The 21,119-nt window shown below is 66.6% G+C and carries 16 protein-coding genes; 9 read left to right on the top strand and 7 right to left on the bottom strand.

Annotation, left to right across the window (positions count from 1 at the left end; genetic code table 11):
* Positions 1-3: 3 nt before the first annotated feature.
* From C8C96_RS06760 to C8C96_RS06745, 4 genes are all read right to left on the bottom strand, one after another.
* Entirely contained in the window at positions 4-900 is an 897-nt protein-coding gene (locus C8C96_RS06760) for a pseudouridine synthase (protein ID WP_015012361.1), read from the bottom strand.
* Positions 901-1,181: 281 nt separating this feature from the next.
* A complete protein-coding gene (locus C8C96_RS06755; RefSeq protein WP_121941837.1) occupies positions 1,182-3,518 on the bottom strand; it encodes a bifunctional diguanylate cyclase/phosphodiesterase in 2,337 nt (778 codons plus the stop codon).
* Positions 3,515-4,123 (bottom strand): methylamine utilization protein, encoded by a 609-nt coding sequence (locus C8C96_RS06750; RefSeq protein ID WP_056060061.1) that lies wholly within the window; start codon positions 4,121-4,123, stop codon positions 3,515-3,517. Before C8C96_RS06750 ends, C8C96_RS06755 begins: the two co-directional genes overlap by 4 nt.
* Positions 4,124-4,182: 59 nt before the next feature.
* On the bottom strand, positions 4,183-5,076 hold the full coding sequence (locus C8C96_RS06745; RefSeq protein WP_121941836.1) for a DUF4394 domain-containing protein: 894 nt from the start codon (positions 5,074-5,076) through the stop codon (positions 4,183-4,185).
* A gap of 405 nt (positions 5,077-5,481) precedes the next feature.
* On the opposite strand from C8C96_RS06745, the gene C8C96_RS06740 reads away from it, so the two are divergent.
* Positions 5,482-7,197, top strand: coding sequence for a methyl-accepting chemotaxis protein (locus C8C96_RS06740; protein ID WP_056059694.1), 1,716 nt, complete (start codon positions 5,482-5,484; stop codon positions 7,195-7,197).
* A 98-nt stretch (positions 7,198-7,295) separates the two neighbouring features.
* Here the strand turns inward: C8C96_RS06740 and C8C96_RS06735 are convergent, their stop codons facing one another.
* Positions 7,296-8,021, bottom strand: coding sequence for a Crp/Fnr family transcriptional regulator (locus C8C96_RS06735; protein ID WP_056059696.1), 726 nt, complete (start codon positions 8,019-8,021; stop codon positions 7,296-7,298).
* Positions 8,022-8,187: 166 nt separating this feature from the next.
* Here C8C96_RS06735 and C8C96_RS06730 point away from each other — a divergent pair, with 166 nt between their 5' ends.
* The gene (locus C8C96_RS06730) at positions 8,188-9,399 is read left to right on the top strand and encodes an ABC transporter substrate-binding protein (protein WP_099731395.1); all 1,212 of its coding nucleotides are present in this window, start codon (positions 8,188-8,190) and stop codon (positions 9,397-9,399) included.
* Positions 9,400-9,533: 134 nt separating this feature from the next.
* Here the strand turns inward: C8C96_RS06730 and C8C96_RS06725 are convergent, their stop codons facing one another.
* Together C8C96_RS06725 and C8C96_RS06720 are read right to left on the bottom strand one after the other, a co-directional pair.
* On the bottom strand, positions 9,534-10,340 hold the full coding sequence (locus tag C8C96_RS06725; RefSeq protein WP_121941835.1) for a general secretion pathway protein GspB: 807 nt from the start codon (positions 10,338-10,340) through the stop codon (positions 9,534-9,536).
* A gap of 5 nt (positions 10,341-10,345) precedes the next feature.
* Entirely contained in the window at positions 10,346-12,088 is a 1,743-nt protein-coding gene (locus tag C8C96_RS06720; protein ID WP_121941834.1) for an ExeA family protein, read from the bottom strand.
* Between the two features lie 181 nt (positions 12,089-12,269).
* Between C8C96_RS06720 and C8C96_RS06715 the strand changes: the two genes are divergently transcribed.
* The 7 genes from C8C96_RS06715 (at position 12,270) to C8C96_RS06685 (ending at position 21,052) form a co-directional block, all read left to right on the top strand.
* On the top strand, positions 12,270-14,216 hold the full coding sequence (locus tag C8C96_RS06715) for a long-chain fatty acid--CoA ligase (protein ID WP_056745640.1): 1,947 nt from the start codon (positions 12,270-12,272) through the stop codon (positions 14,214-14,216).
* Positions 14,217-14,251: 35 nt separating this feature from the next.
* On the top strand, positions 14,252-15,037 hold the full coding sequence (locus C8C96_RS06710) for an ABC transporter ATP-binding protein (RefSeq protein ID WP_056060064.1): 786 nt from the start codon (positions 14,252-14,254) through the stop codon (positions 15,035-15,037).
* A gap of 15 nt (positions 15,038-15,052) precedes the next feature.
* Positions 15,053-15,982 carry a branched-chain amino acid ABC transporter permease gene (locus C8C96_RS06705; RefSeq protein WP_056059706.1) on the top strand — a complete coding sequence of 310 codons (930 nt, stop codon included), beginning with the start codon at positions 15,053-15,055 and terminating at the stop codon, positions 15,980-15,982.
* 28 nt (positions 15,983-16,010) lie between these two features.
* Complete coding sequence (locus C8C96_RS06700; RefSeq protein WP_056059708.1) at positions 16,011-17,087, top strand: branched-chain amino acid ABC transporter permease; 1,077 nt, start codon at positions 16,011-16,013, stop codon at positions 17,085-17,087.
* A gap of 126 nt (positions 17,088-17,213) precedes the next feature.
* Positions 17,214-18,542 (top strand): ABC transporter substrate-binding protein, encoded by a 1,329-nt coding sequence (locus C8C96_RS06695; RefSeq protein ID WP_056059709.1) that lies wholly within the window; start codon positions 17,214-17,216, stop codon positions 18,540-18,542.
* A gap of 227 nt (positions 18,543-18,769) precedes the next feature.
* Positions 18,770-19,582 (top strand): ABC transporter ATP-binding protein, encoded by an 813-nt coding sequence (locus C8C96_RS06690; RefSeq protein ID WP_056060067.1) that lies wholly within the window; start codon positions 18,770-18,772, stop codon positions 19,580-19,582.
* Positions 19,583-19,804: 222 nt separating this feature from the next.
* Positions 19,805-21,052 (top strand): phenylacetate--CoA ligase family protein, encoded by a 1,248-nt coding sequence (locus C8C96_RS06685; RefSeq protein ID WP_121941833.1) that lies wholly within the window; start codon positions 19,805-19,807, stop codon positions 21,050-21,052.
* The last annotated feature ends 67 nt before the right edge of the window (positions 21,053-21,119 follow it).

Raw genomic sequence — 21,119 nt, 5'->3', positions numbered from 1 at the left:
CTCTCAGAACCGTTCGTTGGGCGACAGGTAACGCCACTGGCCCACGGGCAGGTTGCCCAGGGTCACGCGGCCGATGCGGATGCGCTTGAGGCCCACCACCTTGAGCCCCACCAGCTCGCACATGCGGCGGATCTGGCGCTTTTTGCCCTCGGTGAGCACAAAACGCAGTTGCTCGGGGTTCTGCCAATCCACCTTGGCGGGCTTGAGCGGCTCGCCGTCCAGGCTCAGGCCGTGGCGCAGGCGCTCCAGCAGCTCTTTGGGAAACACCGCCTGCACATTGGTGCTGACGGGGTCACGCTCGTTGATTTCTTGAAGCGGCGCGGAGCGCTCCCCGGGATGGCGGGGCGCCGCCTGGCCCGGGGCCTGGTAGACCACGCGCACCAGGTACTCCTTTTCCATCACGGAGTCCTCGCCAATGATCTGCCGGGCCACGCGGCCGTCCTGCGTCAGCACCAGGAGGCCTACGGAGTCGATATCGAGCCGCCCACAGGGCGCCAGGCCCCGCAGCTGCGGCGGCGAGAAGCGGTTGCGGCTGGGGTCCTCGCGCCAGTGGGTGCGGGGGTTGATCAGCGCCACGGCGGGCGTGTGGCCGTCTTCGGCCTGGCCGCTCACGTAGCCGATGGGCTTGTTCAGCAGGATGGTGACGCGCTGCTCCTGGAAGCCCTGGGCAATCTTGTCCACCTCGATGCGGTCGGCCGCCGTGACCTGCTGGCCCATGGTGGCCACCACGCCGTTGACCTTGACCCAGCCCTGCTCCACCCAGTCGTCGGCCTCGCGGCGCGAGCACAGGCCCAACTCGGCCATGCGCTTGTTCAAGCGCGAGGTGGGCAAGCCGCCCACGGTGCCCGTCGCCGGCGCAGGCACCTGGCGCACCGGGGCCACAAAAGCGCCCGAGGCCACGCGGTAGTTGGAGGGTGCAGGGGCGCGGGACGGCCGTGGGGCCCGGGGCGGCGGGGCGGGCCGCGCAGAAGCAGGCCGTGCAGGTGCGGGCTTGGCCGTCAGGGTCGGGCGGCGCAGCACCGGCCGACCGGCGGCTGGCGCAGAAGACGATGGGCCGCCAACGTCGGAGGCTGGAGCGGCGGCAGAGCCCGCAGGCGGGCGAGAGGAGGAGGAAGACATTGCGCGTATTTTCGCCTGTGGCCGCCCGGACCCAAAATTGAGATGCAACGGCCTGGCGCCAGCTACCCCTGGCGGGCCTGCCAGGCCAGAAAATCATCCACCGGCAGGGGCCGTGCAATGTGATACCCCTGCGCCTCGTCGCAGGCCAGCGCACGCAGGCGGTCCTGGATGGCGGCGGTCTCCACGCCTTCGGCCACCACGGTGAGTCCCAGGTTGTGTGCGAGGTCGATGGTGGAGCGCACGATCATGGCGTCATCCTCACCGGTCTCCATGCCCATCACAAACGATTTATCAATCTTGAGTTCATCCACCGGCAGGCGCTTGAGGTAGGCCAGCGACGAGTAGCCGGTGCCGAAATCGTCGATGGACAGCTTGAAGCCCTGCTCCGACAGGCGGTTGAGCATGGCCTCGGCGCGCTGCGGATCGTCCATGATCGCGCTTTCGGTGATCTCCAGGCAAAAGGCACTGGCCGCCACTCCGTGGCGCGCCAGGATGTCAGCCAGCCGGTGGCTCAGCTCGGGGTCAAGAAGGTCGCGGGTGGAGAGGTTGACCGACACCCTGAGCGGCAGGCCCTGCGTGCGCGGGTCGGCCAGCAGGCGCGCGACTTCTTCAAACATCCACAGCGTGAGGTGGCGCACAAACCCGGTCTGCTCGGCAAACGGGATGAACTGCATGGGCGGCACCAGCCCGCGCTGCGGGTGTTGCCAGCGCACCAGCGCCTCGGCCGCCAGGCCCGGCTGCCCGTGCAAGGGCACCTTGGGCTGCAGGTACAGGCGCAGCTCATGGTGCTCCACGGCGTGGCGCAGCTCGGTCAGCAGCGACAGGGTCTGCGCACTGGACGAATCAAACGCTGCGTCGTATTGCAGGGCTCCGCTGAGCTTGCGCTTGGCGGCATACATGGCGATTTCAGAGCGGCTGAGCAGCGTGTCGGCGTCACCCGCATTGCCCGGCCAGCAGGCAAAACCAATGCCTGCGCTCAGGTCCACCGTCTGGTCCTCAAAGGCCAGCGGTTGCTCGAAAGACTGGTTGATGCGCTGGGCAATCTCGTGTGCCGCAGCGGCGTCGGCGCGCTGCAGCAGGATGGCGAACTCATTGCCCCCCAGGCGCGCCACCATGTCTTCGGGCGAACGCACCTGCTGGCTCAGACGCTCGGCCACGGCCTGCAGCAGGCGGTCGCCAAAGGCGTAGCCCAGCACGTCGTTGACATGCTTGAAGCGGTCCAGGTCCAGCGTGAGCACTGCCAGCGGCTGCGCAGGATCGGCACTTGCGGCGATGGCCTGCACCACGGCGTCACGAAAGCGCTCCCGGTTGGGCAGGCCCGTCAAGCGGTCCCAGTAGGCGAGGCGGCGGATTTCGGTTTGCTGCGCGCCGATGTCCACGCGCATGTGGTCGAACGAACGCGCCAGGTTGCCGATCTCGTCCGTGCGGTCGGTGTGCTCCAGCGGCACATCGTATTCACCGCGCGAGAGCCGCTGCGTGGCCGCCAGCAGCGAGCGCAGGGGCGTGGTGAGCCGTTGCGCCACCAGGCCCGTGCCTGCCGCAAACAGCAGCACGCCCGCCACGGTGATGATGGCCAGCAACACCTGCAGCTGGCGATAAGGCGCCACCACCTCGTCCACCGAACGCAGCAGCAGCGAGTGCACCTCCCCCCCCACGCTGTCGAGCTTGCTGGAGCGCGCGAGCAAGGTGCCCTCGACTGTCTGCAGCTCGCCTGCCGCGCCACCGGTGCTCAGCAGCAAGGCCCGCGCATCTGCGGGCAAGGTGCTGACAGACAGGGTCATCGCTCCCTCCGGGGACTTGATCATCAGGGCCACATGCACCGACAAGAGCTGCCGCATTTCGTCGGCACGCGACTGGTCGATGCGAAAACCCATCAACACCCAGCCAATGACCACAGGGGCACGCATGGGCACCATCACGAACTGGTAGGGCACGCCATCCATCACCGCGATCTGGCTGCCCTGGGGCTGCTGCGCCAGGCGCGGCACCACCTGCCGCAGCGTGGCCGGGAATTGCTCCATGCTGTCGGACAGGCTGACCGCGCGCAGCTCCAGGTCCGTTGCGAGCAGCGCAGTCACGGCTGCGCCGATGCGGCTGCCATGGTTCTCCAGCACCGACTGGATGGTTTCCTCGTCCCCCGAGTTGACCGCCGAGCGAAAGCCATAGTCAGCCGCGAGCAGGGCCGATCCCTGGCGCAGCTGCTCGGCATTCTGGTCGAGCAGGCGGCGCCAGATGTTTTCGTCCAGGTCCAGGGCCCGCGCGATCTGGGCGCGGGCATTGCGGTCGATGGAGGCCCGCACCACGGCAAACCCTGCCGCCTGCACGATGAGCAGCAGCAGCAGCGACAACCCCACCAACCGCAGGATCAGGCTGCGCCGGGCCAGGCGCAGCCGCTTCAAGGTTGCAACCCCGTCATGCGCACCGACGCCGTGGCGGAGCCTGTAGCGGGCACGGTCAGCGCCTGCTCCAGGGCTGGGGCACCCACCGGCAGGCGGGTGTGCCAGGTGCGCAGCGTGTAGGTGCCGGGCGGCACATTGTCGAGCTGCGCCTTGCCCGTGGCGGCGGGGGTACGGGCGTAGTACGGCGTGTCCACCACCAGCACCCAGCCCACCATCTGGTCATGGATGTTGCAGCCCAGGGCCACCACACCGGCCTTGTCAAACAGCACCGGGTTGGATGGCGTGCCGCTGTAGAGCTTGAGTTCGAACTTCTTGGCCGGCGAGAAGGAGTACACATGGTGCCGCACCGAGTCGCGGTTGGGGAACAGCACCTCGGTGCCCACCGGCACCACCAGCAGGCCGGGCACAAACTGCCGTTTCTCCTGCGCCATCTCCACACCGGTCAGCGGTTTGACCTGCTTGCGCGCCTCGGCCGAGTCCAGGAACACCACCGCATCGGCCACAGGCTTGCCCGCAGCGTCGGACACATCCACCTGCACGGTGCCTGCCTGCGCGCCGCCGGCCACCAACGCCAGCGCAGCGAGTGCCGCTGACGAGGTACGCATGGCGTGACGCAAGGCTTGGTGCACCGCGCGCGGCCGCAGCGTCGGCAGGCCGTCCGGCCTCATGGTTCGATCGCCAGGCCCACCAGGGGCGCGCCATCGCCCACCAGGCCCAGGGGGCGGGTGGCGCCGGTTGCCAGGTCCACCTGGTGCAGCCGGGTCTGGGTATCGGCGGCGGTGCGCACGGCGATGAGGGCGGTGTTGCCGACGTCGGCAATGTCAAAACTCACGTCCGTGAGCGGCCCCAGCCCCAGCGGGCCCACGGTGCGCAGCTGCCCGGCGTTGGGCGACACCACGGGCTGGGTGCCCTCGCGCGAGCCCTGCATCACCAGCACGCCCAGCGCACGGTCGATGGCGTAGTTGGTGGTGATCTTGCTGTCGTTGGGGTTGTAGGTGTAGGCGGCACCGGCAATGTCGGGCCTGCGGCGGGCGTTGACGTCGCCCCAGGCGTAGCGCAGGCTGGGGTCGGGCTGCACCCCTTCCACCGCAGTGTCGCCATCGACCACCGCCCCGGTGTCGGGGTGCAGACGCAGGTTCTGTCCGGTGTTGGACACCACCCGGATACGGTCGGCTGCCGGGTTGAAATCAAAGCCGAAGACTGCGCCTTGCAGCGCCAGCGCGGCGGGTGCAGGGCCCACCGGGCGCAGCGCGCCGGTGGGGATGTCGAGCGTGTACAGGCGGCCCGCCTGCGACAGCGCATAGAGCACGCCCTTGGCCACGCGGAAGTCGATGCCCACCAGCCGCTCGCCGGGCGCCAGGCCCGTCAAGGGGCGCCGCTCCAGGATGCGCTCGGGCTGCGCGGCCTGGAAGGTAATGAGCTCATGCGAGGCCGTCACGGCCACCAGGGTTTCGCGCAAACCGGCGTCTGGCCGGGGTGCCGCGCAGCCGGCCAGCAAGGCCAGGGCGGCTGCAGCGAGGGCGGTGCGCAGCGTGGAAGAGGGAAAAAACGGATGCATGAAAGACCTCGCAAGTGTTACAGGTTTATACCTGATCGGTAGCGCCCGTGGTGTGGACAAGGGCAAACCCCAAGCCCCACATTCACTTTGTTTTTGATAGCAACACAGGCATTCATTACCGGCGCCCGCGAAGGTTTTGCGAATAATTTCAGCGCCACCTTCTGTTGCACTTTGGCGCCAGTGCACCAGGGTTGTGCGTCGCGGTATTTGTAACAAATGCGGCTATGCAGATCGGGCATGGGACCATCCTCAACGCTCATGACACATTTTGTTGTTATTGCCTACACTGCACCGACTCCAGCGCCCGTTCAACGGACGCGCGGCGGCCGGTGGGCACCGTTATTGCTTTGCGCAGAGGCCCCCGTTTGATCACGCTTTGATCCTTTTCGATACCCAAGGACCCCCATGCCGGCTGCTTCCACCTTCAAATCCCTGTCGATTTCCAGCCGGCTCAGCCTGGGGTTCGGCTGCATGCTGGTACTCCTGGTGGCGGTGGCGGCAGTGGGCCAGCTGTCCGTGGGCAAAGTGCACGATCAGATGACGCAGATCACCGGCGTGGGCGCCAACAAGGCCAAGCTGGTCAACGGCATGCTGGAAAGCGTGAGCGCCATCGGCATCCAGAGCCGCTCCGCCGCCATGCTCAACGACATCGACCCCAAGCAGGCGCGCGAGCAGATCGTGGCCGTGGGCAAGACGCTCAAGGAATACGCCACGCAAGAAGCTGCTCTGACCCAGCTGCTCACCCCTGCCACGGCCACCCCCGCAGAACTCAAGCTGCTGACCGAGGTGCAGGCCCTGGGCGGCAAGACCCGCCCCGAACTGGACAGCGCCATCAAGGCCGCTGACGACGGCGACACCGTGAGCGCCACGCTGGCGCTGATGACCCGCGTGGCCCCCGCAGAAACCGCCTGGCGCGCCAAGCTGCGTGAGCTGATCGAGCTGCAAAACACCTTGAATGCCGAGGCCACCGTCTCGGCAGAGCAAACCCAGAGCAGTGCCCGCGTGGTGGGCGGGCTGCTGGTGCTGCTGGCCATCGGGCTGGGCGCGCTGATTGCCTGGCGCATCACGGCCAGCATCACCGCCCCCATTGGCCGCGCAGTCGTGGTGGCCGAGCGCATTGCACGCGGCGACCTCACCTCGCAGGTCGAAGTGCGCATCCACGACGAAACCGGCCGCCTGCTCGAAGCCATTGCCGCCATGCAGGAGCGCCTGCGCACCCTGGTGGGCGAAATCGGCCAGACCGCCGACTCCATCCTGGTGGCCAGCTCCGAAGTGGCTTCGGGCAACCTGGACCTGAGCCAGCGCACCGAACAGACCTCGCACAACCTGCAGGGCGCCGCGACAGCGCTGGTGGACCTGACCGGCACGGTGTCGCAAAGCGCCGACTCGGCCCGCCAGGCCAACCAGCTCGCGTCCACCGCGTCCGATGCGGCCACACGCGGCGGCGAAGTGGTGGGCCAGGTGGTGCGCACCATGGACACCATCAGCGCCAGCTCGCGCAAGATCGCCGACATCATCAGCGTGATCGATGGCATCGCGTTCCAGACCAACATCCTCGCGCTGAACGCGGCGGTGGAAGCCGCCCGTGCGGGCGAGCAGGGCCGCGGCTTTGCGGTGGTGGCGGGCGAGGTGCGCAACCTGGCGGGGCGCTCGGCCCAGGCCGCGCGCGAAATCAAGGCGCTGATCGGAACCAGCGTGGACCAGGTGCAAGAGGGCAGCACGCTCGTCAACCACGCCGGCAAGACGATTGAAGAACTGGTGCAGTCGGTGCGCCGCGTCTCCGACATCATGGGCGAGATCACGGCGGCCACGCAGGAGCAAAGCCAGCGCATCGGGCATGTGAGCCAGTCGGTGGGTGCGCTGGAAGAAATGACCCAGCAGAACGCCGCCCTGGTGGAGGAAGGCGCAGCCGCTGCCGACAGCCTCAAGGACCAGGCCGGGCGCCTGACACAGATGGTGGGTACCTTCCGCCTGACGCGCGACGGCGGCGACGAAAACAGCTGGGGCACAGCCAGCGCCTCCGCATCGCCCACCGCAGTGCCAGCGCCCACGCGCACGGCAGCCCCGCGCCATCTGGCCTCAGCCCCATCATCCCGCGCTCCCGCACTGCCACGTAGCTGACGGGACTTTCAATCGGGCGCACTCCACGCCAGGGGCGCCAAGCAAGGACCGCCCCGCAGCGAGGGCGTCGCCCCCTCAGGGGGAAGGCGCACAGCGCCTCAGGGGGGAGTCACACTCGATCGCAGCGCCGCCAGGTCCAGCACCCGCAGGCCGCCGTACTCCACCCGGATCGCCCCCTGCGCCTCCAGCGCCGCCAGCGCCTCGTTCACCCGCTGACGCGACAGCCCCACCAGATAGGCCAGCTCTTGCTGCGTGATACGCAGCACCTCGCCCACGCCCGGGTACAGCACGGGGTTGAACAGCGACGCTAGGCTGCGCGCCACACGCACATCGGGGTTGTTCAGGCGGTCGATCTCGCGGGCTGCAATGAACTGGCCCAGGCGCTCGTTGAGCTGGTTCATCACAAAGCGGTTGAAGCCGATGGAGTGGTCCAGCAGCCAGTGAAAGCTGTCAATCGGCAGCCCGGCCACCACGCTCTTGCGCAGGGCCTGGATGTTGTAGCGGTAGGGCTCGCGCTTGATGGTGGTGCCCTCGCCAAACCAGCCGCCGGGCGGCAGGCCCGCATAGGTCATGGTCTGGCCCTGGGCGTTGTCGGTGCTCATCTTGAGCAGGCCCTCCACCACCCCAAACCAGTAGGTCACCGGGCGCCCCACGCGGCACACATAGTCGCCCGCTTTGGCGTCCCCCACCAGCAACGAGGCCACGGCGCGCTCTCGCTCGGCGGGCAGCAGCAAGTCGAGCCACGGAATACCGTCAAGCTCCTGCGGCGTGGGCGAGCGGCGCCGCTGGTGCAGCGACAGGTCCTGGTGGGTGCGTGGGTCCATGGCGCAAAGGTTCTCACGAAAAAGGGTGCCCCGCGGCTGCCTCGGCATGCGGGAATACCACGATCCCAATTGTCGCCAGACCGACAAAAAAATGCCAATCGTGACGGGATGATGTCGCCTCGCGCCCCGCCCGTACAGGGCCGGAGCCCCCGAGGAGACAAGCACCATGACCCAACACCCTTCCATCACCGCACGCACCGTCCCACCCGCGCCCACCGCGCCGCGCCCCCTGGCCCGCCGCCAAGTGCTGGCCGCCGCAGCCGCCACCGCAGCGGCCGTCGGCCTGCCCGGGCTGGGCTGGAGTGGCGCGGCCCGCGCGCAGGAGGGCGCAATCAAGATTGCGCAATCCACCGCCCTCACCGGCCCGCTGGGCGACCTGGGCTCGGCCATGCACCAGGGCGCCAAGGCCGCATTTGCGGGCATCAACGCGCGCGGCGGCGTGCATGGCAAGGCCATTGAACTCGTCACCCAGGACGACACCTACGACGTGCCCAAGGCGCTGGCCAATGTGGAGCAGTTTCTGGCCGACCCTGGGTACTTTGCGCTGTTCAACTGCATGGGCACGCCCATGATCGACGCCATGCTACCCAAGGTGATCGAGAGCGGCATCCCGTTTTTTGCGCCCTTCACCGGCGCACAGCTCAGCCGCACCAAGAACGCCCGCAACGTGTTCAACATCCGCGCCAGCTACGCCGACGAGGCCGAGAAGCTGGTGCAGCACCTGTCCACCATCGGCATCCAGCGCATTGGCATCGTCTACCAGAACAACTCGTTCGGCAAAGAGGTGTTCAACGCCGCCAAGCAGTCGATGGACCGGCTCAAGCTGCCTGAGGCCGTCACGGTGACCGTGGAGAACAATGCCTCGGACGCGGGCAGCGCAGCGGCCAAGCTGGCTGGCGGCAACCTGGAGGCCATCGTGATTGGCCTGGCGGGCAAGCCCACGCTGGAGTTTGTGAAGGCGTTCCGCGCGCTCAAGCGGGGCGTGACGCTGTACGCGCTGTCGGTCATGGGCACCCCGGCGACCGTCAAGGCCCTGGGCGCGGACGCCACGGGCATGGCGATTTCGCAGGTGGTGCCCCTGCCCTCCAACGTGGTGATGCCCGTGGTGCGCGAATTCCAGGCCGCCTGGAAGGCCTCCGGCGCCACGGCCGAGCCCTCCCACCTGGCACTGGAGGGCTACATCAACGCCCGCGTGTTTGCCGAGGCCCTGCAGCGCGCAGGCCGCAACCCCACGCGCGCGGCCTTCATCGACGCCACCTGGAACCTGAAAAAGTGGGACCTGGGCGGGTTCGAGATCAGCGCCAGCACGCCGGACCGCAACGCCTCGCGCTTTGTGGAGCTCACGCTGGTGGGGCGCGACGGGCGGTTCTTGCGATAGCCCTGGGTCCCCCCAGTTCTCAGCGAATGTGAGCGGCACAGGTGGCTCAGCGCATGCCCACACAATTGCTATCAATTAAATAGCTACCAGCGCATATTGCACTGGCGCTACCTGCCAATTTTGCCCAAATACTGCTATTGCGAAGCCAATCCGTACCGGTAGCCCTTGAACGACCAGATGGTGCGGCCGGGCTCGATCTTCTCCAGCAGCAGGCCCGGCCCGGCCGGGTCGCCCTCGTGCAGCACCTGGCCGTTGACGATGGCCATGCGGTACACCGGGTTGCTGGAATAGGTGACCCCAGAAATCTTGAGCGACGGCAGCTGTGCCCGCACAGCCTCGGGCAGATCGGCCTGGGCAAACACGGTGCCCGTAGCCGCCGGTGCTGCTGAAGGAGCTGGACTGGCCGCAGCCATGTCGGGTACACGCGGCGCTGGGGCCGCAGGCACGCGCTCACGGGGGGCAGGCTCTGCAGGGCGTGACCGTTCGGAGTCTGTGGCGGGGGAGCGCGGCGCGACCGAGCTGCTGGACACCGGCGCGGGCCGCTCCCGCTGCGGTGCCGCCGCGCGAGGCGCGGCTGCCGGAGGGGGCGTCACCGCCGCAGGGGCCGCTTCGGGGGCAGACGGCAGAGCAGCAGGCGCTGCGGGCGGCGCCGTGGACGCTACCGCCGGCATGGGCGGCGCCACAGCGGCGGATGTGGCGGGCGCGGCAGCAACAACCACGGCGCCCGCAGGCACCGGCCGCTGCAAAAACCACCAGGTACCACCGGCAGCCACAGCAGCCACAACCACCACCGCCACGGCCACCAGCACCGGGCTGATGGCCGATCGCCCTGCCACCGGCACGGCACCGGGGACAGGCACCGCCGGGGTATGGATGCCGGGCACAGCGCCACGGCCGCGCTCAGCTTCTGCGCGCCGCAGCGCATCAAGGATGTAAGACACTGGGTTCAGCCTCCGGTGCGCAAGCGCGGTTCGCTCACGCCGTTGACACGGTTGAGCAGCATGAGGGTCAAGGGGCCCGCCCGGCCGTCCGGGGTCACCCCCTGGGCCAGCTGAAAGCGCTGGATGCGGGACTGGCGCTGGGCCGGCGTGGTCGCGCGGCCGGCTGCAGGTACGGCAGCCCGCGTGCCCCCTGCTGCAGCCGTGGCCAGTTGCTGGTCCAGCCAGGCGGCGCCAGCGGGGGTCTCCGCCAGGTCGCCCTTGTCGGGCATATCGGGCGGCGTGCGCCACAGCGTGGCGATGTCGCCGCGCCACACCTGGGCCAGCTCGGCCACGGGCACACGCACCGTGCGGCCCCCGCCTTCCAGCGTGGCCGTGTCGCCGTCCAGGCGGCGCAGCACGGCCGACACGGCCACGTCGCCCTCTTCGGACGGGAACAGTGTGAGCAGCACCGGACGATCGATCTGCCGCACCAGGTTCAGGCCGGCGCGGCGGTTGCGATAACAGCGCAAACCGTCGCGGGGCAATGCGGCGCAGGCGTCGGCGCCATCGGCCACACTGGCACCCCAGGCCGAGGCCAGCGCCTGCCAGGCGGCGGTGTCGCTGGCGGGCAGTGCGGCCACAAACTGCTGCAGGTCCGACATGGCCACCGGCGCTGCCCCGCGCGGGGCCGAAGCCCCTGACGCAGGGGCTGCGGGCGTTACCCCCGCTATGCTGGCAGCGCCGCTCGGTGGCGCGCTGGCAGATGTTTTGCTGGTCATCGCGCCCGCAGGCACGGCGGATGTCACGGCGCCTTGCCGAGACCATTGCGGCCAAGTTCCCAGTGCCCAGCCGCCCGCCACCAGGGCTGCTCCCGCCACCACGCCCAGGCCCGCAACCGCCCAGCGCGGCCACAGGCCACGGGCGTTGCGCGCAGCAGCGGCCGACGCTGGCGCATCAAACACCTCAGCCGCCGCGCGCTGGACGATGCGGGCGCTGACCTCGCGCACCCCGGCGGCATAGGCACCCAGCAGCGCCCGGTCGCACAGCAGGTTGATGCGCCGGGGAATGCCGCGCGACAGCGTGTGCACCCGCCGGATGGCGCTGCGACTGAAGGGCAGCGGCCCTTGCAGGCCCGCCACGGCCAGGCGGTGGGCGATGTATTGCTGGGTCTCCTGCGCGCTCAGCGCATCGAGGTGAAAACGCGCAATCACCCGCTGGGCCAGTTGCTCCAAGGCCGGGCTGGCGACCATGGAGCGCAGCTCTGGCTGGCCGATGAGGATGATCTGCAGCAGCTTGCGCTCGCTGGTTTCCAGGTTGGTCAACAGGCGCAACTGCTCCAGCACGTCGGCCGACAGGTTCTGCGCCTCGTCGATGATCAGCACGGTGTTGCGCCCGGCGCCGTGCGCCGCCAGCAGTGAGGCATTGAGCGGGTCGATGTAGTCCTTGACCGTCTCCACGCCTGCCACCGAGGGCCGGTGCGGCACGCCAAACTCGTCGCAGATGGAGCGCAGCAGCTCGCCCACGGTGAGCTTGGGGTTGAAGATGTAAGCGACGTTGCAATGCGGCGGGATCTGCTCCAGAAAGCAGCGGCACACCGTGGTCTTGCCCGCACCCACCTCGCCGGTCAGCAGCACAAAACCGCCGCCGGCGTCCAGGCCATACAGCAGGTGCGCCAGCGCCTCGCGGTGCCGCTCGCTCATGAACAGGTAGCGGGGGTCGGGGGCGATGGAGAACGGCGGGTGCTGAAGGCCGAAGAACGGGGCGTACATGCCCCGGAGGATACCGCCCGCCCGTGGGCAGGGTTTTACCCACCCGGGAGTTACCCCTAAATTGTCGTCGGCAAGACAAGATGACGTCAAAGTGGGTCCTAGCATTCCCCCATCGCGCAATCACAAGCTTGCGCGCCCGGCAGTCACCGGGCTGACACCTTCTCACTTTCAGGAACCTGCAATGTTGACCACGTTCCCGCAACTGCTGCTCAAGCATGCCGCCGAGCGCCCCAATGCCCCGGCCCTGCGCGAAAAAGAATATGGCATCTGGCAAACCCACAGCTGGGCCGACCTGGTGCGCCTGGTGGAACAGGTGGCCGCCGGCCTGCACCTGGCGGGCCTGAAGCGCCATGAACACATGGTGGTGGTGGGCGCAAATCGCCCCCGCCTGTACGCCACCATGCTGGCCGCCCAGTCGCTGGGCGCCATCCCCGTGCCGCTGTACCAGGACGCGGTGGCGGCCGAATGCATCTTCCCGCTCAACAACGCCGAGGTGCGCTTTTGCCTGGTGGAAGACCAAGAGCAGGTGGACAAGCTGCTCGAAATCCGCGAGCAATGCCCGCAGATCTCCAACATCTTCTTTGACGACCCCCGCGGCCTGCGCAATTACGCAGAGCCCGGCCTGGCTTCGCTGGACGCCCTGATCGAGTCCGGCAAGGCCTTTGCGGCAAAGAACCCCGGCTGGTTCAAGGCCGAGGTGGCTAAGGCCCAGCCCGGCGACGTGGCTGCAATGTTCTTCACCTCCGGCACCACGGGCAACCCCAAGGGCGTGGTCCACACCCACAGCACGCTGCTGGACCGCGCCAGCGCGGGCGCCGAGTTCGACAAGCTCACCAGCAGCGAAGAAGTGCTGGCCTACCTGCCACCCGCCTGGATCGGCCAGAACATCTTCAGCTATGCCCAGTGGCTGGCCTGCGGCTACGTGGTCAACTGCCCCGAGTCGGCCAGCACGGTGACCATCGATCTGAAGGAAGTGGGCCCCACCTACTACTTTGCGCCACCGCGCATCTTTGAAGGTCTGCTCACCAGCGTGATGATCCGCATGGAAGACGCGGGCGCCTTGAAGCGCAAGATGTTCGAGGCCTGCATGCGCGTCGCCAAACGCGTGGGCCCCGCCCTCATGGACGGCGAGCCCGTGGGCACCCTCGACCGCATCAAGTACGCCTTAGGCAACGTGCTGGTGTACGGCCCGCTGCGCAACAACCTGGGTTTCAGCCGCGTGCGCGTGGCCTACACGGCGGGCGAGGCCATTGGCCCCGACCTGTTCACCTTCTACCGCTCCATCGGCATCAACTTGAAGCAGCTGTACGGCTCCACCGAAACCGCCGTGTTCGTGTGCCTGCAGCCCGACAACCAGGCGCGCGCCGACACGGTGGGCGTGCCGATTCGCGGTGTGGAAATCAAGGTGGCCGACAACGGCGAGATCCTGGTCAAGTCGGCCGGGCTGCTCAAGGAGTACTACAAGAACCCGGCCGCCACGGCCGAGGTGCTGACGGCCGACGGCTGGTACCACACCAGCGACGCAGGCTTTCTGGATGCGCATGGCCACCTCAAGATCATCGACCGCGTCAAGGACGTGGGCCGCATCATGGGCGGCGCCAACGACGGCGCCATGTTTGCGCCCAAGTACGTGGAGAACAAGCTCAAGTTCTTCCCGCACATCAAGGAAGTGGTGGCCCTGGGCGACAAGCGCGAGAAGGTCTGCGTGATGGTCAACATCGACTTCGACGCCGTGGGCAACTGGGCCGAGCGCCGCAACCTGCCCTACGCTGGCTACACCGACCTGGCCCAAAAACCCGAGGTGTACGAACTGATCCGCGAGTGCATCGAGAAGGTCAACGCAGACCTGGCCACCGACACCATGCTGGCTGGCAGCCAGGTGAGCCGCTTCCTGGTGCTGCACAAGGAGCTGGACGCCGACGACGGCGAACTCACCCGCACCAACAAGGTCCGCCGGGGCTTCATTGCCGACAAGTACGGCGTGCTGGTGGATGCGCTGTACGCAGGCCGCACCGAGCAGTACATCGAGACCCAGGTCAAGTTCGAGGACGGCCGCACCGGCAGCGTGAGCGCCACGCTCAAGCTGTCGGACACGAAGACATTTGCGCCTGTGAAGAGTGCCGCATGAAGCCCGCGCTCTACCCGCTGGAGAAGCCCCCCACCATGACCACTAAAAAGATCGGCGACGTCATCCTCGACGTCAAGAACATCAGCCTCCGGTTTGGCGGCGTGAAGGCGCTCACCGACATCTCCTTCAATGTCAAGGAGCATGAGATCCGCGCCATCATCGGCCCCAACGGCGCAGGCAAAAGCTCCATGCTCAACTGCATCAACGGCGTGTACACGCCGTCCGAGGGCTCCATCACCTTCCGGGGCAAGACGTTTGACCACATGAACTCGCGCCAGGTGGCCGAGATGGGCGTGGCGCGCACGTTCCAGAACCTGGCGCTGTTCAAGGGCATGAGCGTGATCGACAACATCATGACCGGCCGCAACCTCAAGATCAAAAGCAACCTGCTGATGCAGGCGCTGCGCATCGGCCCGGCCGAGCGCGAGGAAATCCGCCACCGCGAATACGTCGAGCACATCATCGACTTCCTGGAAATCCAGGCCTACCGCAAGACACCCGTGGGCCAGCTGCCCTACGGCCTGCAAAAGCGCGTGGACCTGGGCCGCGCCCTGGCCATGGAGCCGCAGGTACTGCTGCTGGACGAGCCCATGGCCGGCATGAACGTGGAAGAAAAGCAGGACATGTGCCGCTTCATCCTGGACGTGAACGACGAGTTCGGCACCACCATCGTGCTGATCGAACACGACATGGGCGTGGTGATGGACATCAGCGACCGCGTGGTGGTGCTGGACTACGGCAAGAAGATCGGCGACGGCAGCCCCGACGAAGTGCGCAGCAACGAAGACGTGATCAGTGCCTATCTCGGCACCTCGCACTGATCAGGAGAAGACAACATGGCATTTTTTCTTGAAACACTGATCGGCGGCCTGATGGCCGGCATGCTGTATTCGCTGGTGGCGCTGGGCTTTGTGCTGATCTACAAGGCCTCGGGCGTGTTCAACTTTGCGCAGGGCGCCATGGTGCTGTTCGCAGCGCTGGCCATGGCCCGTTTTGCCGAATGGATCCCCAAGTGGACGGGCATCAGCAGCCCCATCGTGGCCAACCTGGCGGCCTTTGTGATCGCAGGCGCCATCATGTTTGTGGTGGCCTGGCTGATTGAAAAGCTGGTGCTGCGCCACCTCGTGAACCAGGAGGGCGCCACGCTGCTCATGGCCACGCTGGGCATCACCTACTTCATGGAAGGCCTGGGCCAGACGCTGTTCGGCAGCGACATCTACAAGATCGATGTGGGCATGCCCAAGGAGCCGATCTTCATGCTCGACAGCCTCTTTCAGGGCGGCATCCTGATCAATAAGGAAGACGTGATTGCCGCCGCCATCGCCGCTGCGCTGGTGGCCCTGCTGTCAGTGTTCTTCCAGAAGACCTCCACCGGCCGCGCGCTGCGCGCCGTGGCCGACGACCACCAGGCCGCCCAGTCCATCGGCATTCCGCTCAACCGCATCTGGGTGATCGTGTGGTGCGTGGCCGGTGTCGTGGCCCTGGTGGCCGGGATGATCTGGGGCAGCAAGCTGGGTGTGCAGTTCTCACTGACCACGGTGGCGCTGCGTGCGCTGCCCGTGGTGATCCTGGGCGGTCTCACTTCGGTGCCCGGCGCCATCATCGGCGGGTTGATCATCGGCGTGGGCGAGAAGCTCTCCGAGGTGTACCTGGGCCCCTTCGTGGGCGGGGGCATCGAGATCTGGTTTGCGTATGTGCTGGCGCTGGTGTTCCTTCTGTTCAGGCCTCAAGGTCTGTTCGGGGAGAAGATCATTGACCGCGTGTAACCCATAACAACAAGAACAGGAGACTTCCATGCTCTACCGCGAAAACGGCCAGTTCAAGACGAGCTACCGCGCTGATCAGCAGATCTTCCCGATCGCGCAGGATCGCATTGCCATCGGCATCATCCTGGCCATTGCCTTCATCGCCGTGCCCATGCTGGCCAGCGACTACATCTTCCGCGCCATCCTGATCCCCTTCGTCATCATGGCGCTGGCGGCCCTGGGGGTGAACATCCTGGTGGGCTACTGCGGGCAGATCTCGCTGGGCTCGGGCGCCTTCATGGCCGTGGGAGCCTACGGCGCCTACAACTTCTTCGTGCGCTTTCCAGGCATGCCGCTAATCCCGGCACTGATCCTGGGCGGCCTGTGCGCCACGTTCTTCGGCATCCTTTTCGGGCTGCCCAGCCTGCGCGTCAAGGGGCTGTACCTGGCCGTGGCCACGCTGGCGGCGCAGTTCTTCAGCGACTGGATGTTCCTGCGCATCAAGTGGTTCACCAACAACTCCGACTCGGGCTCGGTGTCGGTCAACAACCTGCAGGTGCTGGGCATGCCCATCGAAAGCGCCACCAGCAAATACCTTTTCTGCCTGGCGCTGCTGGTCATCGTGGCCCTGCTTGCCAAGAACCTGGTGCGTGGCGCCATTGGCCGCGAGTGGATGGCGATTCGCGACATGGACGTGGCCGCCGCCGTGATCGGCATCCGCCCCATGTACGCCAAGCTCAGCGCGTTCGCGGTCAGCTCGTTCATCGTGGGCATGGCCGGTGCACTGTGGGCCTTTGTGCACCTGGGCGCGTGGGAGCCAGCAGCCTTCTCGGTGGAAATATCGTTCCGCCTCTTGTTCATGGTGATCATCGGCGGGCTGGGCTCGATCATGGGCGGCTTCTTTGGTGCGGCCTTCATCGTGGTGCTGCCCATCGTGCTCAACCAGTTCCTGCCGGCCTTCATGGGGCTCTTTGGCATCGAGGTGTCCACGGCGGGCGTATCGCATGCCGAGCTGATGATCTTCGGTGCGCTGATTGTGTGGTTCCTCATCGTCGAGCCCCATGGTCTGGCCAAGCTGTGGTCCACCGCCAAGCAGAAGCTGCGCCTGTGGCCCTTCCCCCATTGACCGGACGGCATTGCAGGAAACCCCTTACTCGCAAGTCCCGATACGTGCCTGTCGCATTGCCGCGTTAACTGTCTATCTGTCCTGTTTTTTCCCGTGCTTCAACACATTCATCCAAAGGAGACATCCATGAAGCTTTCGAAAATCGTGATCGCCGCTGCGGTGGTTGCTGCCGGTGCATCGTCCATCGCGACGAGCGCTTTCGCACAAGCCAAGGAGCAGTTCTTCCCGCTGCTGTCGTATCGCACCGGCCCCTATGCGCCCAACGGCGTGCCATGGGCCAACGGCAAGCAGGATTACATCAAGATGATCAATGCCCGCGACGGCGGCATCAATGGTGTGAAGCTGACTTTTGAAGAATGTGAAACAGGCTACGCCACGGACCGTGGCGTGGAATGCTATGAGCGCCTCAAGAGCCGCCCCGGCGTGTCGCTGTTCGACCCCCAGGCCACCGGCATCACCTTTGCGCTGACCGAAAAAGCCCCCGTGGACAAGATTCCGCTGATGACGCTGGGCTACGGCCTGTCGGTGGCGCAGGACGGCCAGGCGTTCAAGTGGAACTTCCCGTTCATGGGCAGCTACTGGACCGGCGCCGACATCCTGATCCAGCACATTGGCAAGGCCAACGGCGGTCTGGACAAGCTCAAGGGCAAGAAGATTGCGCTGGTGTACCACGACAGCCCGTTCGGCAAGGAGCCTATCCCGCTGCTGCAGGAGCGCGCGAAGATGCACGGCTTTGAGCTGCAGATGCTGCCTGTGACAGCCCCTGGCGTGGAACAGAAGGCCACCTGGCTGCAAGTGCGCCAGAGCCGCCCCGACTACGTGCTGCTGTGGGGCTGGGGCGTGATGAACTCCACCGCCCTGAAGGAAGCCCAGGCCACCGGCTACCCCCGTGACAAGATGTATGGCGTGTGGTGGGCTGGTGCCGAGCCCGATGTGCGTGACGTGGGCGAAGGCGCCAAGGGCTACAACGCGCTGGCCCTGAACACCTCGGGCCAGCAGCCCAAGGTGATCCAGGACATCCTGAAGAACGTGCACGACAAGGGCCAGGGCACGGGACCCAAGGACGAAGTGGGCTCGGTGCTGTACACCCGTGGCGTGATCATCCAGATGCTGGCCGTCGAATCGGTGCGCCGCGCGCAGGAGCGTTTTGGCAAGGGCAAGGTCATGACTGGCGAACAAGTGCGCTGGGGCATGGAAAACCTGGCCCTGGACCAGAAGAAGCTGGACGCGCTGGGCTTTGGCGGCGTGATGCGTCCGCTGTCCACCAGCTGCGCCGACCACATGGGCTCCACCTGGGCGCGCGTGCACACCTGGGATGGCAGCAAGTGGAACTTCTCGTCCGACTGGTACCAGGCCGATGAGCAGATCCTGAAGCCCATGGTCAAGGCCGGTGCGGACAAGTACCTGGCCGACAAGAAGATGACGCGCCGGGATGCGGCGGATTGCCAGTCTTGAGCTCATCCCCCTGAGCGGCTGCGCCGCTTCCCCCTTCTCTCTTAGCGCTTCGCGCTGCGGGAAGGGGGACGCCATCGGTGCGGCGGGGCGGCCCTTGCGCCGTGGCACAGGTATTTCAGGCTGCGACCGTTTCAACGGCCAGTGATTCGCGGTTGCGCTCTCGGGAGCAGCCGCCAATCCAAAGGGTTGTGCAACAACCCTTTGGATTGGTACAGGAAGGCAACACCATGGACTCCAACAGCAATATCGTTCTCAACGTCAACGGCATCGAGGTCATCTACAACCACGTGATCCTGGTGCTCAAGGGCGTCTCGCTGCAGGTGCGCGAGGGCTCCATCGTGGCCATTCTGGGCGGCAATGGCGCAGGCAAGACCACCACACTGCGGGCCATCTCCAACCTGCTGCAAGGGGAGCGCGGCGCGGTCACCAAGGGCTCCATCGAGCTGCGTGGCGAGCGCATCGAGAACCTGTCGCCCGCCGACCTGGTGCAGCGTGGCGTGGTGCAGGTGATGGAGGGGCGGCATTGCTTTGCCCACCTGACGATCGAAGAGAACCTGATGACAGGCTCCTACACCCGCACCAGCAAGGCCGAAATCGCGGCCAACCTGGAGAAGGTCTACAACTACTTCCCACGCCTGAAGACGCGGCGTACCTCGCAGGCGGCCTACACCTCGGGTGGCGAGCAGCAGATGTGCGCCATCGGCCGCGCGCTCATGGCCAACCCCAGCATGGTGCTGCTGGACGAGCCCTCCATGGGCCTGGCCCCACAGATCGTGGAGGAGGTGTTCAACATCGTGAAGGACCTGAACACCAAGGAGAAGGTCACCTTCCTGCTGGCCGAGCAGAACACCAACATGGCCCTCAAGTATTCGGACTACGGCTACATCATGGAAAGCGGCCGCGTGGTGATGGACGGCGCCGCGAGCGACCTGGCCAACAACGAGGACGTCAAGGAGTTCTACCTGGGCGTGGGCGGCGGCGAGCGCAAGAGTTTCAAGGATGTCAAAAGCTACAAGCGGCGCAAGCGCTGGTTGGCTTGAGGAGCCCCCTGTGGCGCTGCGCGCCTTCCCCCTCAGGGGGACGCACCGGTGGCCTGGCACAGCCAGTTCCAAGGGTGCGCTGGTGGGTTAGCGCGGGCGACCAGGGTCGTGTTCTTTTTCAGACCTCGAACGGAATCACTCTCAATTTCATAGCTGCTTACGCTTGATCGAAAAGCGCTAGAGGCATATTTCACTCAAACAACCTCACAAGGAAACCCAGGCATGAGCACGTTCTATGACGCCCTGGAAACACGCAGCCCCGCCGAGCGCGAAGCGGCGCTGATGGCTGCGCTGCCGCAGCAGATCGCCCATGCCCAGAAGGCATCGCCCGCATTTGCCGGCATCCTGGCTGGTGTGGATGCAACCACCATCAACGGCCGCGCAGCCCTGGCGCAGCTGCCCGTCACGCGCAAGTACGAGCTGCTGGAGCGCCAGCAGGCAGGCCGCGCGGCCAACGTGTTTGGCGGGTTCAGTGCGCTGGGCTTCGGGCCGGGTATGACCCGGGTTTTTGCCAGCCCCGGCACCATTTACGAGCCCGAGGGCACGCGTCGGGACTACTGGCGCATGGCGCGGGCGATCCACGCAGCGGGCTTTCGCAGCGGCGAGTTGATCCACAACAGCTTCAGCTATCACTTTGTGCCTGCGGGTTCGATGATGGAAACTGGCGCCCACGCGCTGGGCTGCACCGTCTTCCCCGGTGGCACGGGCCAGACCGAGCAGCAAGTGCAGGCCATGGCCGAGCTGAAGCCTGCTGGCTACATCGGCACGCCCAGTTTTCTGAAAATCATCGTCGAGAAGGCTGCAGAGATGGGCGTGGCGCTGCCCACCGTCACCAAGGCCCTGGTGTCGGGCGAGGCCTTCCCGCCCTCGCTGCGCGACTGGTTTGCCGAGCGTGGCATCGCGGGCTACCAGTGCTATGCCACCGCCGACCTGGGCCTGATTGCGTATGAAACCTCGGCCCGCGAAGGCCTGGTGCTGGATGAAGGCGTGATCGTCGAGATCGTGCGTCCCGGCACGGGCGACCCCGTGCCCGAGGGTGAGGTGGGCGAGCTGGTCATCACCACGCTCAACCCTGACTACCCGCTGATCCGCTTTGGTACTGGCGACCTGTCGGCGGTGCTGCCGGGCCAGTGCCCCACCGGCCGCACCAACACCCGCATCAAGGGCTGGATGGGCCGGGCTGACCAGACCACCAAGGTGCGCGGAATGTTCGTGCACCCCGGCCAGATCGCCACCATCGCGCGGCGCTTTCCACAGGTGCAGCGTGCCCGGCTCGTGGTCAGCGGCGAGATGGCCAACGACCAGATGGTGCTGCAGGTGGAGACCACCGAAACCGCCGAGGGCCTGGCCCACCAGCTCAGCGACGCCATCCGCGAAGTGACCAAGCTGCGCGGCGAGGTGCAGATGGTGCCCCCGGGCACACTGCCCAACGATGGCAAGGTCATCGAAGACGCGCGCAGCTACAAGTAGCCCCTGAGAGCCCGCTGACGTTCTCGCAGGGGCCGCAGGAGCGCTGCGTGAGCCGGTGCTGGCAGCG

Source organism: Acidovorax sp. 100 (assembly GCF_003688355.1).
Classification (GTDB): domain Bacteria; phylum Pseudomonadota; class Gammaproteobacteria; order Burkholderiales; family Burkholderiaceae_C; genus Acidovorax; species Acidovorax delafieldii.
Note: the sequence above shows the minus strand (reverse complement) of the source record. Positions and strands in the feature narration are given on the sequence as shown.